The organism is Scatolibacter rhodanostii (assembly GCF_900197595.1).
Lineage (GTDB): Bacteria > Bacillota > Clostridia > Oscillospirales > Acutalibacteraceae > Scatolibacter > Scatolibacter rhodanostii.
Genome location: NZ_FZLO01000004.1, coordinates 21,860 through 41,107 on the forward strand (window position 1 = coordinate 21,860; position 19,248 = coordinate 41,107).

13 protein-coding genes and 2 tRNA genes are annotated in these 19,248 nt (G+C 40.3%); 10 read left to right on the forward strand and 5 right to left on the reverse strand.

The annotated features are described in order from the left end of the window. Complete coding sequence (locus tag CS931_RS09055; protein WP_099205467.1) at nucleotides 1–2,991, forward strand: glycoside hydrolase family 2 TIM barrel-domain containing protein; 2,991 nt, start codon at nucleotides 1–3, stop codon at nucleotides 2,989–2,991. A 147-nt stretch (nucleotides 2,992–3,138) separates the two neighbouring features. On the opposite strand, the gene CS931_RS09060 is transcribed toward CS931_RS09055, so the two are convergent. Continuing rightward, entirely contained in the window at nucleotides 3,139–4,707 is a 1,569-nt protein-coding gene (locus CS931_RS09060; RefSeq protein ID WP_099205468.1) for a peptide ABC transporter substrate-binding protein, read from the reverse strand. Nucleotides 4,708–4,970: 263 nt separating this feature from the next. Between CS931_RS09060 and CS931_RS09065 the strand changes: the two genes are divergently transcribed. The 3 genes from CS931_RS09065 (at nucleotide 4,971) to CS931_RS09075 (ending at nucleotide 6,597) form a co-directional block, all read left to right on the forward strand. After that, nucleotides 4,971–5,047: transfer RNA gene (locus tag CS931_RS09065), tRNA-Asp, on the forward strand. A gap of 6 nt (nucleotides 5,048–5,053) precedes the next feature. Continuing rightward, nucleotides 5,054–5,129, forward strand: a tRNA-Thr gene (locus CS931_RS09070). A 316-nt stretch (nucleotides 5,130–5,445) separates the two neighbouring features. Next, nucleotides 5,446–6,597: a lipid II:glycine glycyltransferase FemX gene (locus tag CS931_RS09075; RefSeq protein WP_099205469.1), complete on the forward strand. Its 1,152-nt coding sequence runs from the start codon at nucleotides 5,446–5,448 to the stop codon at nucleotides 6,595–6,597. Between the two features lie 124 nt (nucleotides 6,598–6,721). On the opposite strand, the gene CS931_RS09080 is transcribed toward CS931_RS09075, so the two are convergent. Continuing rightward, complete coding sequence (locus CS931_RS09080; RefSeq protein ID WP_159459784.1) at nucleotides 6,722–7,660, reverse strand: ribokinase; 939 nt, start codon at nucleotides 7,658–7,660, stop codon at nucleotides 6,722–6,724. Nucleotides 7,661–7,671: 11 nt separating this feature from the next. Beyond that, nucleotides 7,672–9,807 carry an ADP-ribosylglycohydrolase family protein gene (locus CS931_RS09085; protein WP_159459785.1) on the reverse strand — a complete coding sequence of 712 codons (2,136 nt, stop codon included), beginning with the start codon at nucleotides 9,805–9,807 and terminating at the stop codon, nucleotides 7,672–7,674. A 486-nt stretch (nucleotides 9,808–10,293) separates the two neighbouring features. On the opposite strand from CS931_RS09085, the gene CS931_RS09090 reads away from it, so the two are divergent. The 4 genes from CS931_RS09090 (at nucleotide 10,294) to CS931_RS09105 (ending at nucleotide 15,016) form a co-directional block, all read left to right on the forward strand. Next, nucleotides 10,294–10,728: an RrF2 family transcriptional regulator gene (locus CS931_RS09090; RefSeq protein ID WP_099205472.1), complete on the forward strand. Its 435-nt coding sequence runs from the start codon at nucleotides 10,294–10,296 to the stop codon at nucleotides 10,726–10,728. Nucleotides 10,729–10,867: 139 nt separating this feature from the next. Next, the gene (locus CS931_RS09095) at nucleotides 10,868–12,067 is read left to right on the forward strand and encodes a cadherin-like beta sandwich domain-containing protein (RefSeq protein ID WP_099205473.1); all 1,200 of its coding nucleotides are present in this window, start codon (nucleotides 10,868–10,870) and stop codon (nucleotides 12,065–12,067) included. A 434-nt stretch (nucleotides 12,068–12,501) separates the two neighbouring features. Beyond that, nucleotides 12,502–13,941 (forward strand): MATE family efflux transporter, encoded by a 1,440-nt coding sequence (locus tag CS931_RS09100; protein WP_159459786.1) that lies wholly within the window; start codon nucleotides 12,502–12,504, stop codon nucleotides 13,939–13,941. A gap of 103 nt (nucleotides 13,942–14,044) precedes the next feature. Then, a complete protein-coding gene (locus CS931_RS09105; RefSeq protein ID WP_099205475.1) occupies nucleotides 14,045–15,016 on the forward strand; it encodes a sugar phosphate isomerase/epimerase family protein in 972 nt (323 codons plus the stop codon). Nucleotides 15,017–15,152: 136 nt separating this feature from the next. Here CS931_RS09105 and CS931_RS09110 read toward each other — a convergent pair whose 3' ends face one another. After that, nucleotides 15,153–16,664 carry an oligosaccharide flippase family protein gene (locus CS931_RS09110; RefSeq protein WP_159459787.1) on the reverse strand — a complete coding sequence of 504 codons (1,512 nt, stop codon included), beginning with the start codon at nucleotides 16,662–16,664 and terminating at the stop codon, nucleotides 15,153–15,155. Between the two features lie 97 nt (nucleotides 16,665–16,761). Between CS931_RS09110 and prmA the strand changes: the two genes are divergently transcribed. Beyond that, a complete protein-coding gene (prmA, locus tag CS931_RS09115; RefSeq protein ID WP_099205477.1) occupies nucleotides 16,762–17,688 on the forward strand; it encodes a 50S ribosomal protein L11 methyltransferase in 927 nt (308 codons plus the stop codon). 185 nt (nucleotides 17,689–17,873) lie between these two features. Next, nucleotides 17,874–18,419, forward strand: coding sequence for a GNAT family N-acetyltransferase (locus tag CS931_RS09120; RefSeq protein ID WP_159459788.1), 546 nt, complete (start codon nucleotides 17,874–17,876; stop codon nucleotides 18,417–18,419). A 127-nt stretch (nucleotides 18,420–18,546) separates the two neighbouring features. Here the strand turns inward: CS931_RS09120 and CS931_RS09125 are convergent, their stop codons facing one another. Further along, complete coding sequence (locus CS931_RS09125) at nucleotides 18,547–19,239, reverse strand: MBL fold metallo-hydrolase (protein WP_099205479.1); 693 nt, start codon at nucleotides 19,237–19,239, stop codon at nucleotides 18,547–18,549. Between the last annotated feature and the right edge of the window lie 9 nt (nucleotides 19,240–19,248).

Here is a 19,248-nt window from a genome sequence, read left to right on the forward strand (position 1 = left end):
ATGAACCTCGAAAAATTACATGAAAATCCTCATGTTCTGCATGTTGGTACTACGCCTGACAGAAGCTGGTACATTCCTGCTGCCAGTGAAGCCGAAGCCATGACAAGAAACTCTGCACGCCGTATTCTTTTGAACGGCGACTGGTCTTTCCGTTATTACGATTCTTTTGAAGACGCTATGCGTGTAGATGACGATGGCTGTCTCTATTTTGATGAAGAAGAAATGGATACCATACCGGTGCCTTCTTGCTGGCAAAACCATGGCTATGATCGCCACAACTACACTAATGTTCGTTATGCTATTCCTTTTGACCCGCCTTATGTGCCTGACGAGAATCCTTGCGGTCTTTATCTGCGCACAATTTCAGTCGCAGAAGAAGATTTAACTTTTCGTCATTTCTTAAATTTCGAAGGAGTTGACTCTTGTTTTTACCTTTGGATTAACGGACAGTTCGCCGGATATAGTCAAGTTTCTCATTCTACTTCTGAATTTGAGATAGACGAGTTTTTGCAGGTTGGTGAAAATACAATTGCTGCTTTGGTTGTGAAATGGTCTGACGGTACTTATCTTGAAGATCAGGATAAACTGCGCATGAGCGGTATCTTCCGTGATGTCTATATTTTGCAGCGTCCCCAGAGTTTTGTCTATGACTTTTTCGTTAAGACACAACTTTCAAATGATCTTTCTCATGCCGACATTACGGTCGACCTCGATGTTCTTGGTGAAATCAGCGTAACGGCAAAATTGCTTTCTCCCAGCGGAGAGGTATTGGCAGAACAGACCCCTGAAAACGGAACTGTCTCTTTCTCTGTCGAAAATCCTGCTCTTTGGAATGCTGAAGCACCAACTCTATATGGTCTTATTCTTTCCTCAGATGAAGAATTTATTTATCAAGAAATCGGCTTGCGCCAGCTTGAGATTAAAGACGGTGTTGTATACCTGAATCAAGTCAACATCAAGCTGAAAGGCACCAATCGTCATGACAGCGACCCTGTTACAGGCTATACCATTACTCAAGAACAGGCTTTGATTGATTTAACCCTCATGAAACAACATAACATCAACGCTATTCGAACCAGTCACTATCCTAACGCTCCTTGGTTTGCCACACTGTGCGATACACTTGGCTTTTATGTTATCTCTGAAAGTGATATTGAAAGTCATGGCTGCACCACCTTTAACGGTGAAAATGATGCTGACACCTATGCTTATCTTGCCGAAGATGAACAATTTGCCGAAGCCATCCTCGACCGTGTGCAACGCAATGTTATTCGAGATAAGAACCACGCTTCTATTATTATGTGGTCTTTGGGTAATGAATCCGGCTATGGTGAGAACTTTGTGCAGGCAGCTAAATGGATTAAGGAATATGACCCTTCACGCCTCACCCATTATGAAAACGAATATTTTGTTCTTCCCGGCAAAACTCCCGATCTATCGTATCTTGATGTTTACAGTCGTATGTATTCTGCCACTGAATCTATTGATGAATATTTTGCAGACAGCAAAAACACTCGTCCATTTATGCAGTGCGAGTTTATCCACGCTATGGGTAACGGCCCTGGTGACATTGAAGATTATATGCAGCAAATCTATGCCTATGATGGCTTTATCGGTGGTTTCGCATGGGAATGGTGTGACCATGCCGTTTATGGTGGTAGAACACCTGACGGACGCAAAATTTATCGTTACGGCGGTGACTTTGGCGACCCACATCATGATGCAAACTTCTGCATGGATGGTCTTGTCTACCCAGACAGAACCCCTCACAACGGTCTGCTTGAATATAAAAACTGCTTGCGTCCTATTCGTGCTGAATGGTCTGAAAAAGAGAACGCTGTTATCCTCTTCAATAAATTAGACTTTGTTTCTAGCGGTGATCTTATCGATATTCACTACGAAGTTCGTCAAGATGGCGAGACTCTTTGGGGCGGAGAAATTGGTGGTTTAGATATCCCTGCTCACGGAAAATCAGTCTTTGTTTTACCAGAGACACCTCCTACCGAAGGCGACGTTACCTTATTGATTGAATACACTGCTCATGCAGACACTTCTTTCTATGATGCCGGCTATTCTTTGGGCTTTGACGACTTGTTGATACATGAAGCTGCTTTGCAGTTAGACTCTCTTACTGATGGTCAAGTTTTCTTTGAAGAAGACGTTCGTACCATTAGCGTATTTAACGATAGCTTCCGCTATGAATTTGACCGCCGCACAGGGGTATTTGCCTCTTTAAATTATCGCAATCAAACTTTCCTTGCCAAACCTATGGAATGGAACATTTATCGTGCACCAACCGACAACGACCAATATATCCGCAATCAGTGGCAAGCGGTTGGTTATGACCGTGTAACGGTCAAAGTCTATGACAGTCAGGTAGAATCAAATGAAAACGGGCAAGCCGTCATTACCGCTCATCTTGGATTTGCTGCTATCTTTATCAAAAAGCATTTGGACATTAAGGCTACTTGGACAATTGATGCCGATGGTAAAATTGCCGCTTCGCTAGATGTCCACAGAGAGGCTTCTTTCCCCTATCTTCCTCGATTTGGTGTTCGTATGTTTATGCCTGCCAGTTTCCATTCGGTTGAATATTTTGGCTATGGTCCTTTTGAAAGCTACATCGATAAACGCCGTGCTTCTTATCTTGGTATCTTCAGTGATGAGGTCTCTGCACTGCACGAAGATTATATTTATCCGCAGGAGAACGGTTCTCATTATGGCTGCCGCTATACAGCACTGAATAACGGACTTTTTGCCTTGACCGCCTCCGCAGAAAAGCCCTTCTCCTTTAATGTTTCTGAATACACGCAAGAAGAACTTGCCGCTAAAGCACACAACTATGAGCTAGAAAAATCAGGTTATACTGTATTTTGCCTTGACTATGCTCAAAGCGGAGTTGGCTCTAACAGCTGCGGCCCTGAATTAAAAGAAAAATACAGATTAAACGATGAAAGCTTTACTTTCAACTTTATGATTAAGCCCGAGTAATTGTATTCAAGATTTGTTTTTGGCACTTTCTCTTTTTTGAGATAGTGCCATTTGTTTTTCTATGACAAAAAGACGGACAACACTAAAATACTGTTGTCCGTCTTTGATTATAAAGTAAATTTTGTTTCCTTGTGCTATCTGCTCTTACTACTCTTTTTTGGTTGCTCTATTAAAGTTAATTCTTTCATCTTCCAAAATGGAGATGCCCTTTGATTGGGGACTGGTAGCATAATAACTGTTAGCATAGCAAATTGGATAGAAAACGTATTCATCTTGAATCTGCGACTCTAAAGATTGATAGGCTTCTTTGTCAAACAGCAATTCATTCATGCTGCCGTCCAAGCTTGCGTTGTTCATTAAAGGAACGGCTGCATCACTTTTAAACTGGCGAAAAAAAGAATTTAAATTGTTTCCGCGTGAAGGTATGGTGTAAAGTGCCGCTTCATACTCACCGTTTGCTATCCGGTCTGCAAATGTGTCCGCATCTACCACTTCCAAATTGAAGGACGTTGAAAACTGGCGATTCCAAGAAACAATTAAACCGTTCGCCACTTCATGTGAGTATGAATCTTCTTGACATAGAATCTTAATGCTCGGTACAGTGTCCCATTCCTGACTTTCTAAAAGAGACGGCAATCTTCTCAAAACATCTTCGTCATAGGCAGGATAAGAAATCTCTCCCGATTGCTGATAAGGATTGCCAAGCCACGTAATAGACTTTGGAACAATGCCCAGCGCTTCTTCATGCTGTTCGCCTAAACGTGACATTAACTGCTGGCGTTCTATGGTTTTGAAAAGCATCTCACGAAATTCTTTTATTTTTAGATTTTCAGCGTCCTCATTCAGTAAAAGACCAAACACCGCATTTTCCAATGTTATGACAGATGTTCCCTCGTCTTGCAGCTGCTTAGCTTCTTCTTCAGAAAGTTTGAGTACATCTGTGGTACCGCTGGATAGTGCCTGTAAGGGGTCAGCTGCTATTTCTTCGCTATTCATTGTAATGACTAATTCCGTTGCGGTTGGAGAAAAATCACCGTCATAATATTTCGTTCTGGCTAGCTCAATATAATCTCCGCTTTCCCAAGCATATACGGTTCTAAAGGTGAACGGACCGTTTGTAATCATGCTTTTTGCTTCTAGCCCATATCTTCCCTGTGTCTCAGTAAAATATTCTTCATTACACGGCATATACCGTATCCCCGTGGTCAATTTGGGGAAATCTTGATAGCTTTTCTCCAATTGAATCACCAACGTGTGCTCATCCAACGCTTTCACACCCAGTTCTTCAGCCCCTAATTCTCCCTTATGAATAGCTACCGCATTCTTTATGATGTATAAGTCTTCTAAAGAAGTTGAACCCGTCGAAGGTAAAAGTGCTCTCGTGATACCGAACACAAAATCTTGTGCAGTGAGCGGCGTTTTATCGCTCCAAGTCGCTTTCTTTCGTAGATGAAAAGTAAACTCTGTGTTGTCGACATTTGCCTCCCAGCGTTCAGCAACACCTGCAACAACCTCACCCTTTTCATTTATGCGACAAAGACCTTCAAAAATTTTATCAATCACCACTTCTTCTGCTGTTTTAGTGGCATTGGCAGGGTCTAGCGATTCTATTTTCTCCTGCACATCATAGCGCAAAATTATTTCTTCATCAGAGGAACATCCCGACAAAAAACTAAATATTATAGTTATGATAAGCAAACCCGCTATTTTCTTCATTATTCCACTTCCCGAAATTAAACCGCCACTTTATTGTCTATGGCTTTTAGTATATGCAATTATAATTAGTAATAGTATACCGTCACTCCCTGATTTTATTATTTCTTATTAGAATAATACTTTATCTCCCCATTTTACTGTTGTTTTGTGCGCTAAAAATAAATATAGAAATTCTCTCCTGAAAATCACTTGACAAATCTTATATAAATCAGTATAATAATTAAGCATTTGAGATTGTCTTTGACGTCTTTTTGTCGAAATTTGGCCCGGTAGTTCAGCTGGTTAGAACGCTAGCCTGTCACGCTAGAGGTCGACGGTTCGATCCCGTTCCGGGTCGCCAAATTTTGCTGCTATGGCTCAGTTGGCAGAGCACGTCCTTGGTAAGGACGAGGTCAGCAGTTCGAATCTGCTTAGCAGCTCCATAAAGAAACCGCTTAAACACTACGTTTAGGCGGTTTCTTTATTTATTTTGCGCGTTATTTTTTACTTAAAAATTAGGTTTTAATGTTTTTTGGTGTTTGTTCCATTTTACTTTGCTCCAGTTTAACTACCCTACAATTCATTCTTATATCACTTCTACTATTGCTAGCACCACAAAATTCATATTTATTCTGTTCTGTAACAACTTGGTAACATGCCTGCAACAATTTGATAATAAGGCTGCGTTACAGTAATAAAATCTTAAACATATCAATGTGCCCAATATGAATTTTAGAAAGCAACTATGAGGAGTACACCATGAGTAGAGTAGATTTTTTAAATCCAAGCGATTGGCAAGAATATGAAAGTTACGTCTCCGCCCACAAGAATGCTTGTTTTATGCAGTCTCTACAATGGGCAGCCGTAAAGCCGGGTTGGGAAAAAGAGGCGATTTTGACAAGAAACGATGACGGAAAAATCATAGCAGCCGCCTTAATTCTTATTAAAAAAGTTCCACTTCTTGGGACAAGTCTATTTTATCTTCCTCACGGACCGGTTTGGGATTTTGCTGACCAATCCGCTTTTTCTGCTATCATGCAAGAAATCACTCTTCTCGCTAAAGAATACAAGACCTATCAGTGCCTTATTGACCCTTTAATTTTTGAAGAAAACAAAGAAGTTGTCCACTATCTAAAGACTTGTGGATTTCATTTTAAACCGGATGCAAAGGAATTGAGAACTGTTCAGCCCAGAAACAACTATATGCTCTTTTTAGAGGGAAGAAGCAAGGAAGAAATTTTTGCCTCCTTTCATTCCAAATGGCGCTATAATATTCGTTTAGCTGGTAAAAAAGGTGTTGAATGCCGTGTCTGCGGCAAAGAAGCCTTGGGCGACTTCTGTTGCTTAATGAAAGAAACTGGCCGACGAGATGGTTTTGCCGTCCGAGGAAGAATATATTTTGAAAGAATGCTTGACAATCTTGGTGAACATTGCCGACTTTATATGTGTTATTACAATGGTATCGCTCTTTCAGGTGCTATCACCACACAATATGCAGGAAAAACTTGCTATGTATATGGTGCTTCTTCCAATGAATATCGCAATTTAATGCCCAACTATCTGATGCAGTGGGAAATGATTTGCTGGGCAATCGAGAATAATTGCGACATTTATGACTTTCAGGGAATTCCTTTTTATCAGGATGAAAAACACCCTAATTATGGTGTTTACCGCTTTAAAAAAGGATTTAATGGAAAAGTGATGACCTATGCCGGTGAATTTCACCGAACTTATAGACCAATATTATCAGCCGCGGTAAGCCTTGGCATTCAACTAAAATGGCTAAAGGCCGCTGCCCGTCGCCACTGGTTGGTATCCACACGAAACAAGAAAAGGAACAGCTTAGAAGCTGTTCCTACTGAAAGCACACAAGAACAAACTCTGTTGTCTGAGCATCGTATGCAAAATTAAAAAGGCGTGACTATTTTTCTTTCCTCTATGTATTGTATTGCCGAAAAAGCACTACTCCACCGCTTTTATTGCTTTTTCTTCCTTAGAAAATACGCTATGATTATTTTACAATTTGCTCAAACCTTTATACTTTCATCTGACTTTCCACTTGCAATTTGGTGGGTAGAGAACTCTGCGCTCCTTCCGTTTGCACTGTTATAGCAGCTGCCGTATTGGCGTAGCAAATTGATGAGCGCACCGTGTCTCTTGTCACAATCCCTTCCATTAATAAATGAGCGGCAAACGCACCGATAAAAGAATCACCGGCGGCTGTCGTATCTTTCGCTTCGACCCTTTTAGACGGAATCAGCTCATGATAGTTTTCTGTCACCAACAATGCGCCCTTCTCTCCCATGGTAACAATCATATACTTTATCTTTTTAGCTTGAATCAGTTCTTGGCAAGCAATCACCAAATCCTCAATCTGCTCAAATTTTCTTTCGCAAATACCGCTAATTTCTGTTTCATTTGGAATTAAAATGTCTGTGCAACTCCATAATTTATCTGAAATAGAGAGTATTGGCGCCGGATTAAATATAGTAACGCAATTTGGATTCTCGCTTTTAGCTTTTGTGAATGCTTCTATGGTTGCCTCTTGCGGCACTTCAAATTGTGACAACACAATCTCGGTTTCTTGATCTATTAATTTCAAGTTAGCTATATCTTCTTTTTGAATCGCGTGATTGGCACCGGAAATGACCGTGATTTCATTTTCACCGGATTGGCTGACGTTAATAAACGCTCTGCCTGTCGGCTCTGTTTTTGATATGTCAACTTCCAATTGATGAAAAGGATATTGACTTAGTGTATCCTGATAGGCAGTACCATAAGCATCCTCACCAACTTTTCCATATAAGGCAACCTTTGCTCCCAGTTTAACAGCAGCAATGGCTTGGTTTGCCCCTTTTCCGCCAAAAAAAGTATTAAACTGATTAGCAAATATGGTTTCGCCTTTTCGGGGTAAATGCTCTACACTGGCCACCATATCAATATTTAAACTGGCTATGACAAACATAGATTTCATATCTATCCTCCTCATTCAACCATAGATTCAATTTTGTATTTGGTAAACACCGTTTTTGAAGCTCCGCTGTTTCCAAAGCCAATACAGCCATTCTGATAGGGAGAATCATCTGTGACAGAAATTAACTCTTGATTAAGAACGCAAACCCTTATAGTATCCTGCTGCACGTTAACTTGTATTTCAATCTCTTCGTTATGCTTCCATCCATATTCACATTCGGCAAGGGTCACCAATTTGCCATCTACGTTTTTAGATAGTGCTAATCGATTCCCTTCTTTTAAACTAACCTCGTAGGAACGCACAGAACCTTGAACGCGGAACAGAACCTTATGTATGTCGCCTATTTCAGGAATCAGCCCAACGGTTAACGTGAAATCTTTCCAGTCATAGCTGCCCGTATAAACTTCTCCTCGGCTAGCCGAACTGACCTGCAAGCCATTCTCTACTACTTCGGTAAACCCACTGAAAGAAGTGATATGAGCTGGCATTTGGTGTATTCCATTCCATTTTTCTACAGGCAGCACTGCCAAATTCATCTCATAGTTTGCTATCGGTGTAACAGAAAAATCGTCCATATATAAAATGATATCTGGTCTCTCGTTGACTGTCGTTGGCGACATGGCTATAATTTTAAATCCAACTTTCTCAACAATTGCATTTTCTGCATAAGGCAATGTGAATTCAATTTCCTGCCATGTTCCGGCTGTCAGCACCATTGCGCTTTGTTGCAGATTATAAACTTCACTTTTTATACGGTCTGTCCAGAAAGGAACTAGTTTTACTTCTCCTGTACAATTTTTATCAGCATAAAAATAAGCTTTCACTTTATCGCCGGGATAAATAGTGGGCGAAAAATCAGGGTTATATCGGCTGTCGTTAAAGTCTGACGGCGTATAGTAGCTCTTATGGTAAAGCTCCACTATGCCTCCTCTTTCGATGGAGGGCACAGCAATTTTGCAGGAACGTTTTCCTGTATGTGCTTTCTCATCTGTGTTGTTCACCGTCGCCCCATACCCTTCAGCGCGCATAGCATGAATGGCTGTCGGAAATTCAAAGTGAAATTGATTTGCTGAATTTTGTTCGAGTAAAAATCTTAGCTCAGGGTCTATCGGCTCTGGCTTTATTTTTTGCGCAATCTTCAGAGAATCCAGTGCAGCCTGTGAAACAGTTTGAATATTTAAGCTGCCAATCGCTGATGAAGCACAAATAAAATCATTCACCTGTTTTAGCCATTTTTCTCCGATATGGGAGGCAGAAACAAATGCTCCTAAAATAGCACCCACATTGCCGACATTGCAGTCCGTATCCCAACCGCACATATTGCAGATGTTGATTGTATCGTCAAAATCTCCTCTTCCATGAACAAGAGAAAGTACAATCACCGCTGCATTGGGGATAATATGACACACCCCTTTATAGTGCTGATAGCCATATTTTTGCTGCACAAAAGCAAAGGTTTTGCGCCAATCATCTTGGTTGCGTTTTGCCTCTGCCATAACGTCCTGCGCCATAACAGCATATTCGCAGTCACTTGGAATTTCTGCTAAACCGGCAGCTATAATTTCGTCAATGCTCTGTGCTGTAAAGGCCTTTGCTACACAGGCCGCCACAAAACGTCCGCCATAAATGCCTTCTCCGCCATGCGTGACAGAAGACATTTTACCTGCCAATTCAGCTGCTCTATGGCTGTCACCGGGACAGACAAAACCCCAGCAATCCGAAAAAATCTGGCCGCCGATCTGCTCTGCTATCGTTTTTCCGTTTAGCTCTATCGAACCTGAAAGAGGTGCACTTACCCCTTGTTTGAGATTTTCATAGGCGGTATTTTCAGTAGAAATGCCATATCCTCCCCACCAGAAAAAACCATGTCCATCTGACACATAGTTTTTTAATGTGAGTGCCATGGTTTGTTCATCTACTTGGCCACTTGCATAATCCAAAAACACTCTTTGGTAAAACAACGGACCATTAATATCATCATCTGCACAGAAATTTTTAAAGGTATAGGGATAAGAATTTATCTCCCCAAATACATCTCTAATTTTTTCGTGGGTCCAGCCTTCCACATCTGCTCCATGGATAACACCTACAATTTTACCGACCCATCCGCCATAGAGCTTATCCAGATACTTTGCTGTTATTTCCATTGTTTTTCCCCCATACATTTAATATTCACTAATTAATTTTCTTTGCACGCTTTGTTTAGATTCCTTGCTCCCAACAATAAAAGCCCTCTATATGTTTTTGTTCTTTTCTGCTAGCAAACCATTCTAAAAGCTCCCTCGCAAAGAATTTACCCTTCTACTGTTTAAATCTTGTTATATTACTCTCTTACTAACTAGGTAAATCATCTCCTGACATATTTTCACGATGATTATAACATCTAAAACATGATTGTCAACTATTTTAAATAGAATTCCACTCCTAATATAGTGTAATTTATATCAATTATATAAGTAGAAGTATTTTATTCAGATTAATCAGGAAAATATATGCTAATATCAAATTTTCTTTGTTTTATGTAAATTTTGAAATATCTTGCAGGAAAACTCTGAGAAAATATACCTGCCTAATATTAGATACTTGTTTCCCTTAAAACCCTGTGGTATAATAGGTTTTAATGGAGGTGACTTATGAAAATTTCAACAAAAGGCCGCTATGCCTTGCGTGTTATGCTCGATCTTGCTATTAATCAAACTGGTGAATTTGTTCCGCTGAAGGATATTTCCCTGCGCCAAGAAATCACTGTAAAATATCTTGAACAAATTATCAGCCCTTTAATTAAAGCCGGTTATCTACGCAGCTCGCGTGGTAACGGCGGCGGTTATCGACTAGCCAAAGACCCCAAAGATTATCGTGTTGGTGATATTCTGCGTGTTACAGAGGGGGATTTGAGTGTTGTCGCTTGTTTAGACGGAAACGACAACAATTGTTCTCGACAAGAGAATTGCCTGACACTTTCTTTTTGGCAAAACTTTAATAAAATTGTACAGGAATATGTAGACAGCGTAACTTTAGAAGATTTATTGCAGCAGTCTGAAAATAGTTATTACGCCGCTTCTATTTAAAGAGTCAGTTAGGCCGTTAGCAATGGCACTACTATTTCACTTTACAGCAGCGCAGCGATAAGTTTATCTATCATAAAGCATAAGATGAAGAATACAACTATTTCACGGGCAAGTATTGCTGCCCAAACGAGGTGAACCTATGCTCGCTTCTGCCAAACGCATGGCCAGTGCTCTTATTTGTTCTCTGTTTTTAGGATTAGCTTTTTTCTCTCTTCCAGCTTCCGCTGAAGTAGAAGAAGGCTTTTCTCTTTCTCTCTCTAAAACCGAATTCCGCGCCGGAGATAAAATAGTGCTTACCCTTTCTTATTCCGGTACCAATCAAAGCCCGGGAGCTTTTTTGGTTCGAGTGAACTTCGACCCCTCTCTGGTTTCTTATAACAAAACTGAAGTTGATGAGACTCTAAAATCTCAATATACAAAAACTGAAGCAACCGAATCGGAGATTTCTTCGGTTTATACCAATAAAACTCCTACTCAACCACTCCTTTTAAACGGAGAAATTTTTCGGTATACCTTTACTGCCGCCGCTGATGCTTCCTCTGGCGATTGTCCGTTTAGCCTTTCGGTGGAGCAAATTGTAAATGATGCTGGCAATCAGCTGGCTGATGATTTTATTTTGACGGCTTCTGCCACAGTTTTAGAACCTCGCTCCGATGACTGCCGCATTTTGGCACTTTGGCCTGCCGTTGGCACCTTAACGCCTGCTTTTGACCCAGATATTCTGCAATATCAGCTAGATGTACCTTATGATGTCAGCCAAATGACATTTGATGTTGAAACTGTTTCAGGTGCTACTTGGAAAGTAAATCGTAAAAATCTGGGAGCTGGAGGAAGTAGTACAGATTTTATTATCTCTGCCACTTCCGAAGATAAAAGCAAAAGTCAGAATTACGCCATCACAGTAAATCGAGCTGAAAAAAGTGCTTCTACTAAGACAAATACCGGCAGCTCTGGTTCTTCAAAATCTTCTGGCAATACAAAAACCAGCGGTAAGAATACAGGAACAGGCGACTTACCTTTGTCAGCTCAAACAAGCGGTGAATTTGCACCTATATCAGACTCTATTCTTTATCAATCTCAGTCTAATTCTCCTCTCTTAATGATAGAAAGTAGCGGCTTTACTCCTTTTTTGTGGGGCTGCCTAGGAAGTATTTTACTGATTTTGCTTGTTTATCTCATTAGTCTGCACCTAAAATTAATGATTCTATCTAAGGAAGAAAAATTGATTGCCAAACGCTCACGATCAACAGATGGTTCTGTCCTTCTCAAAACACCTCATTCTCCTGAAAATTTGCCTGTCTCTGAGAAAACAGATGGTGATTTATCAGCAGAAAAGTAATCCCTTTGGCACTTAATTATCAGGACTAGGGTATCACAAGTAAAAAACGAGTCTATTATATTTGAAACAGCAACCTAAATGATAAATTTAGGTTGCTGTTTTCTTTGCATAAGGCGAAAGGGTATAGTATAATGAGATTTGTATTGAAAGCGCATTGGGCGCACGGTAGGGGTATTTTCAGCAATTATTTTGTCCCGCAGAAAATACATGCAGACACTGAAAATAAACCTCCTATTTTATTGGGTGTAACTGTAACCAAAAATGACTTGGACATCTACTGCAAACAACTAAAGGGATATTAGCCATGAGAAAAGCTGTTTTACTTCTGTTTTTACTTTATTTGTTTTCTCAGCAGATTTTATCCGCCATTACAGGTTTCAGAAACCCACATCATTTAAATGGCCAATTTGGTCACGGGAAGGAGTTCTTTCATTATGACAGACTCAGAAAATCAAGATTTATCTCTTCAACCCCCGCAAACAAAACAGCCCTTTTTAAAAAATCTACTTAGCTTGGCCATTCCTTTTGCATTGCAAAACCTCATTGCTTTTGCTATGGGATTTACCGACAATCTCATGGTAGGACAACTGGGAGATGACGCAATTTCCGGTATTTATATGGGAAATCAGCCTCAAATTTTTCTGCAAATGGTTATTGGCGGTATTGAGGGAGCCATCCTCATTTTAGCTGCACAATACTGGGGTAAAAATGATACCTCATCTATTCGAAAAGTGGTTTCAATTGGTATTAAACTGGCTGGCGCTTTCGGTCTTGTTGTATCTTTGGTTGCAGCCACTATGCCCTACACCATTCTCACTTTATTTACCAAAGAAACCGGTGTGTTGAGAGAAGGAACTGAATATCTTCGTTTTGTAGGAGCTTCTTATCTTTTCTTTTCGATTACACAAATCTTGATTGCCGCCATGCGAAGTGTAGAGTCTGCACGAATTGGTCTTTATATATCGTTGATTGGATATGCTTTAGATTGCTTTCTCAACTACATCATGATTTTTGGCAAGCTAGGTTTGCCGGCGATGGGTGTAAAAGGAGCTGCTGTCAGCACATTAATTTCACGTACCGTTGAAATGGTGATTGTCATTTTCTATGTATTTAAAGTTGATAAACGACTGCGATTAAAGCTAAAAGATTTGGCCAGCTTTGATTCAATTCTTTTTCGAGATTTTATCCGCTATGGCTTACCTGTTATCGGCGGAAATTTGGTTTGGTCTATCAACAATTTGGCACAAAGTGCTATCTTTGGCAGTTTTAATTCAGCTGGCGTTATCGCCGCCGCCAGTATTGCTGGCAGCTTGCACAGCTTAATTTATGTCTGGATGAACGGGCTTTCCTCTGCCGTCGGAATTATAACAGGCAAAATGATTGGTGCTAAAGCAAGCCTTGATGCCATTAAGAAACACGCACGCCAAGTGCAAACACTCTTTGTTTTTGTCGGTATTTTTTCAGGGCTCTTTATCTTTTTCATGAGCAATCGCTTTATTTCACTCTACAAAATTACTCCCGAAGCCTATGGCTTTGCTAAACAATTTATAAACGTCATCTCAATCAGTATTATTGGTACTTGTTATCAGGCCGCTTGTTTATTTGGACTTGTTAAATCAGGCGGTGATATCTCATTTGTCTTTAAAATGGATACTTTTTTCGTCTTTGTAGTTGTTTTGCCTTCTGCTCTTTTGGCCATTCATCTGGGTGCTCCGCCATGGGTTGTGTTTGCCTGCTTAAAGTGTGACCAAATCTTAAAATGCTTTGTTGCCGTAGTTAAAATTAATCGCTTTAATTGGATGAAAAATCTGACTCGTGAGTCCTCTTCAATTGAAAATGGCGAGGCAGCAATCTTAGATACACCCGCAGAATAAGTCGAATAAACTGCATGAAACAGATTGCTTTTTATGGCTTGTCTTTGTATAATAGAGATATCATGTGATTGTCACATAGTGAAACTATAAGGAGTTGTTAACAATGAAACTAGGCGTATTGACAAATGTTATTGGAGAAAAGCCGTTAAAGGAAGCTCTTACATACTTTAAATCACTCGGTATGCAAATGGTTGAACTTGGCTGCGGAGGATATCCCGGCAAAGACCACTGCAACCCTGATATTCTTTTGCACGATGAAGTTGCTTATAATGAATTCATGGAAACTCTTAAAGAATCCGGTCTTGGTGTCAGTGCTTTGAGCTGCCACGCTAACCCGATTCATCCTAACAAAGAAATTGCGGCAGAATTTGACCGCGATTTGCACAATGCTGTCTTAATGGCAGAAAAAATGGGCATTGACCGCATCAATACTTTCTCAGGCTGCCCCGGAGATTCCCCCACATCACAGTATCCTAACTGGGTCACTTGTGCATGGCCAGAAGATTTCGCTGCTATCCTTGATTATCAGTGGAATGATGTGTTGATTCCTTACTGGAAAAATTTTGTTGCTTTTGCAAAAGAACACGGTGTCAACAAAATTGGTTTTGAAATGCATCAGGGTTTCTGCGTTTACAACACCTACACCATGAAAAAAATTCGTGATGCAGTTGGACCTGAACTGGGTGCCAACCTTGATCCTAGCCATCTTTTCTGGCAAGGTATGGATCCGCTCAAAGTTATCCGTGAACTTGGCGGCGACGCTATTTTCCACGTTCATGCTAAAGATACCAAAATTGATCCTGTCAATGCTCCTGTTAACGGCTTATTGGATATTCAGTCTTACGCAGATGAAGCCAACCGTTCTTGGGTGTTTAGAAGCATTGGTTATGGTCATGACGAACTGTTCTGGAAAGATTTCGTCAGCACCTTGCGTTTAGTTGGCTATGACTATGTCATGAGCATTGAACATGAAGACAGCTTTATGAGCAAAAACGAAGGTCTTGTCAAGGCTGTTGATATGCTAAAACGCTCTATCACTTTTGAAGATAAAATGACTGACTTGCGTTGGGTTTGATTGATTTTAACCCTTATAACAAATTTTATTATTCTTAGCCTTATAAAAAGCTTTGTATTCATTAAGAATACAAAGCTTTTTTTGTGTAAGATTATTGAATTTTCTTTCGCTTAAAATTTATTTTGTGCTTATGCCGTTACGCTGATTTTTCTGATTTTTGCAGTGCCCATCCCGTTCCCTTTATCATTGCTATAAAAATAAGTCCTGCTATTGTGATTTGTATGAGCACCGTGAGCATGTTCACTTGTGTTGTCAACATATTCATAAATAAATTTGTAATCATCACAGACAGCATGGCAATCAGAACCGGCAACACAATCTGTCTAACAGGGTGCAGCTTTACTTTCGTGACTTTCAGCAGTCTGCCTAAGCTTAAAGAGGCATTAAATATGGTACTGAAAAACAGAATGCCCACATAGCTTTCTATTCCAAAAAAGCGCAGTAAAATTAAAACCAAAATAACACGAATGGACGAATCCGCCAAGTTGAATTTCATGGAGTTAAATTGCTCATCCATTCCTTTTAAAAGAGAATCGACCACCACGTCTAAATACATCAGTGGAACAATAGGCGCCAAAACTTTGAGATATTCTCCGGCGAATTCATTATGATAGAAAACTAAGCTCCAATCATCACCAAACATAATAAAAATAGCAGCAAAAAAGATGCCAAAAACCAAGGCGGCCGTAATCGCTTTTCCTGTAATATACTCTACTGCATTTTTGTGGTTTTGCTCTCTTTCTCTTGTAATTTTAGGAATCAGCAGTGAAGCAAATGAGGTCAAAAATGAACATGGAAAATATAGCATGGGCATTGTCATGCCCTGTAGCATGCCATATTGCGACATAGATGCCGAATAGCTTTGCCCAAACTTTTGCAGTTCTTTAGGGATGAGCAAATTTTCTGCTGTATTTAAGAGACTTCTGGCCGCCGAACTGAGTGTAGACGGCAAAGCGATGTGAGTAAGACCATGCAAAACACCCTTGCTTTTATTTTTCTCTACCGGGGTATTCTTGCGTAAACTTTTACGATAAGCAAACCATCCAGCAAGAAAAGACGTGACTTCTCCGCCTGTTGAGGCAACAACAGCTGCTACACAAGCTTTTTCAATGCCCTGCGGGGCAAAATACCAAAACAGAAAAACAGTCAGTCCTACGGTTAAGACATTCTCCAAAACATCAGAAAGGCCTGTCGAAACAGATTCATCTACCGCTAAAAAATATCCTCTTAAACAAGTACAGATGGACATGAATGGTAACCCTAGGCCTAGGATTTTAAGACAGGGAGCCGCTAATTCATTGCCAAGCAGCACCCTTGCACAGAAATCAGAGGCAAAAAACAAGAAGCCAGAGATAGTTAGACTGATAGTCAAGCAAAAGGCAAAACATTTGCCGACAATAGAGCGAATTTCACTACGCCTACCGCTGACAATGGCAGCCGTTACCATTCTTGTAACCGCTAAACTAATTCCTGAAGTTGAAAGCGTGACCGCCAACATAAAAATAGAGATAATCAATTGATAAAGTCCAATTCCCTCGGCACCAATTTTCTGTGACAAATAAGACCGATAAACAATATTGGTTATCCGCAGAAAAAAGGAAATACCGGTGAGGATAAGACCTTGTTTAAAAAAAGTTTTCTTTGTCATAGACATCTCCCAAAATCCTGTAATTTCCTTGCAAAGCCATTCTCTGTGATGTATCATATATACTAACGCTACTTTTAATAGAACGGAGATTTATAAGATGAATGATAACTGGACCGAAATTATAATAGAAATTCCTGCTGAAAAAGTGGACGAGGCTGGTGCCATTGCAAACATGGTGGTCCCTTATGGCATTTATATTGAAGATTACTCCAATTTAGAAGAAGAAACGCTTGAAATTGCCCATATTGACCTCATTGATGAAGATTTGCTCCAAAAGGACCGTACAAAAGCGTGGATTCACCTATATATCAGCCCAGAAGAAAACCCAAATGAAGCTATCTCGTTTTTGCAGGAGCGCCTAACAAGCTGTGATATCATTAATACAATTTCGACTGACTTGTGCCACATGGAAGATTGGCTAAACAATTGGAAGAAATATTTCAAGCCGATTCCCGTTGGTGAAAAGCTTTTGATTCGCCCCATTTGGGAAGAAGAATTTGAAAATCCTGACAATCGCAAAGTGTTAGACCTTGAACCCGGACTGGCTTTCGGCACAGGGACACACGAGACCACCCGTCTTTGCATGGAGCTAATTGAGCGCTACCTCAAAGAAGGTGACAAGTTTTTGGACGTTGGCTGCGGCAGCGGTATTCTTTCTATCGCCGCTTTACTGCTTGGCGCAGAATCGGCAATTGGTGTCGACATTGATGCACTAGCCGTGAAAACAGCAATTGAAAATGCTGAAAACAACCATGTTGCTGACAAGTTTACAGGCATTTGCGGCAATTTGGCAGAAGAGATTAACGGCAAATTCTCTGTGATTGCTGCCAACATTGTCGCTGATATTGTGATTCTTCTTTCCAGAGATGTTCCTCAATATATGAACCCTGACACTGTGTATATTATTAGCGGCATCATTGACACGAGAGAAGATGATATTTTGAGCGCTATTTCTGACCGCTTTGAGATTTTAGAGCGAAGAGAAGAACGTGGCTGGGTAGCCATGGCTCTTCGCCTGAAATAAATTTAATTTTCGGACTTTCCCGTACCAATATACCCAACAAAAATTCCACTGAAAAATGACATCAGGCAAAACCCCATTAATGCTTTACTGATTTTGGAGTATTCTAACGCCCCGTCACTGTTTTCAGTGGAATTTTACTACGGTTTTACTGTTTGCGGAGAATCTAAACAGAGAGGATGAGTTTTATGATTTTAGAAACAAATCGGCTTTTACTGCGCCCTTTTCAGCAGAAAGATCTACAAGATTTTTATGACTACGCCAAACATCCCGATGTGGGCCCTCATGCCGGATGGAAACCACATGAAAATCTTGCAGACTCACAAGAAATCCTAAATATTTTTATGACAAGCACTACCGATACTATCTTTGCTATCGTCTTAAAAGAAAACAATAAAGTCATTGGCTCTGTGGGGATTCATCCTGACAATCACCGCCCTAAAATTCCAAGTTGTAAAATGCTTGGCTATGTGCTTTCTGCTGACTATTGGGGACAAGGAATCATGACCGAAGCCGCTCGCGCTGTCATCGACCATCTTTTTTCAGATAAATCCTTTGCACTTGTTTCTTGCGCTCATTTTCCTTTTAATCAGCGTTCTAAGCGCGTCATAGAAAAGTGTGGTTTTGTATATGAGGGCTGTTTTCGTCATGCCTATCCCCTCCACAATGGAGAGATTGTAGATGAATGCTGTTATTCTATGACACGTGAAGATTATCTGCATGCTAAAGTCTAAAGGCGAAACATCCATTGGCTAATTTACCACTCGGTCAGGTTTATTGTCACATAGCTTCTAAATACAAAAAAGGAACACAGCTTGCTGTAATAAAAAGCAAGCTGTGTTCCTTTTTTCTTTTATTGTCTCATATAATGCTGATGCAATCTCCATCGGCTTCAACATTCAACATTCTTTCCGCATATTGTGGAAATCTTTTCTTAAAAGCCGGCACAACCGAGAAATCACCCCACATATGCATCGGAACCACTTGCTTTGGATTGACTTCTTCTATAAATAATTGCATACTTAATGAAAAATTTTCCTCTTGTCTGGGGTCAAGCGGCACAAAAGCCAAATCAATTTCTGTTCCTTTTAAACGCTCAATTTCTTGTGTATAAGCCTCTAACATTTGACGGTTTTGATGAGCAGAAGCACCGCTCCACACCCATGCATTTAAGTCACCGGCATGATAAATCGTCTGCCCGTTGCTTTTGATTAAAAACGCCACGCCTAAATCGGTTGACTGCAAGGTTTCTATCTCACAATCTGGTAAGGCAACGGTCTGATAGGGCGATACAAAAGTAGTCTTTTGCCGGTAGATTTCAGGAACTCTATTCGCAAAAATATCATCTGACAGTACAAACTGCACATTTTCAAAGTCTTTTACCGCTTCAAAGACTTTTTCAGAAAAATGGTCACCATGTGAATGACTGGCTAGCACATATAAAACCTTTTCTTTGTCTACACTGGGCACATCTCCCTCGTAGTAGTCAAATAAGAAGTTTGCCTTGTCTGTTTCCAGTAAAAAGCTGCTATGCTTGATAAAATGAATTTTCATTATTTTTCT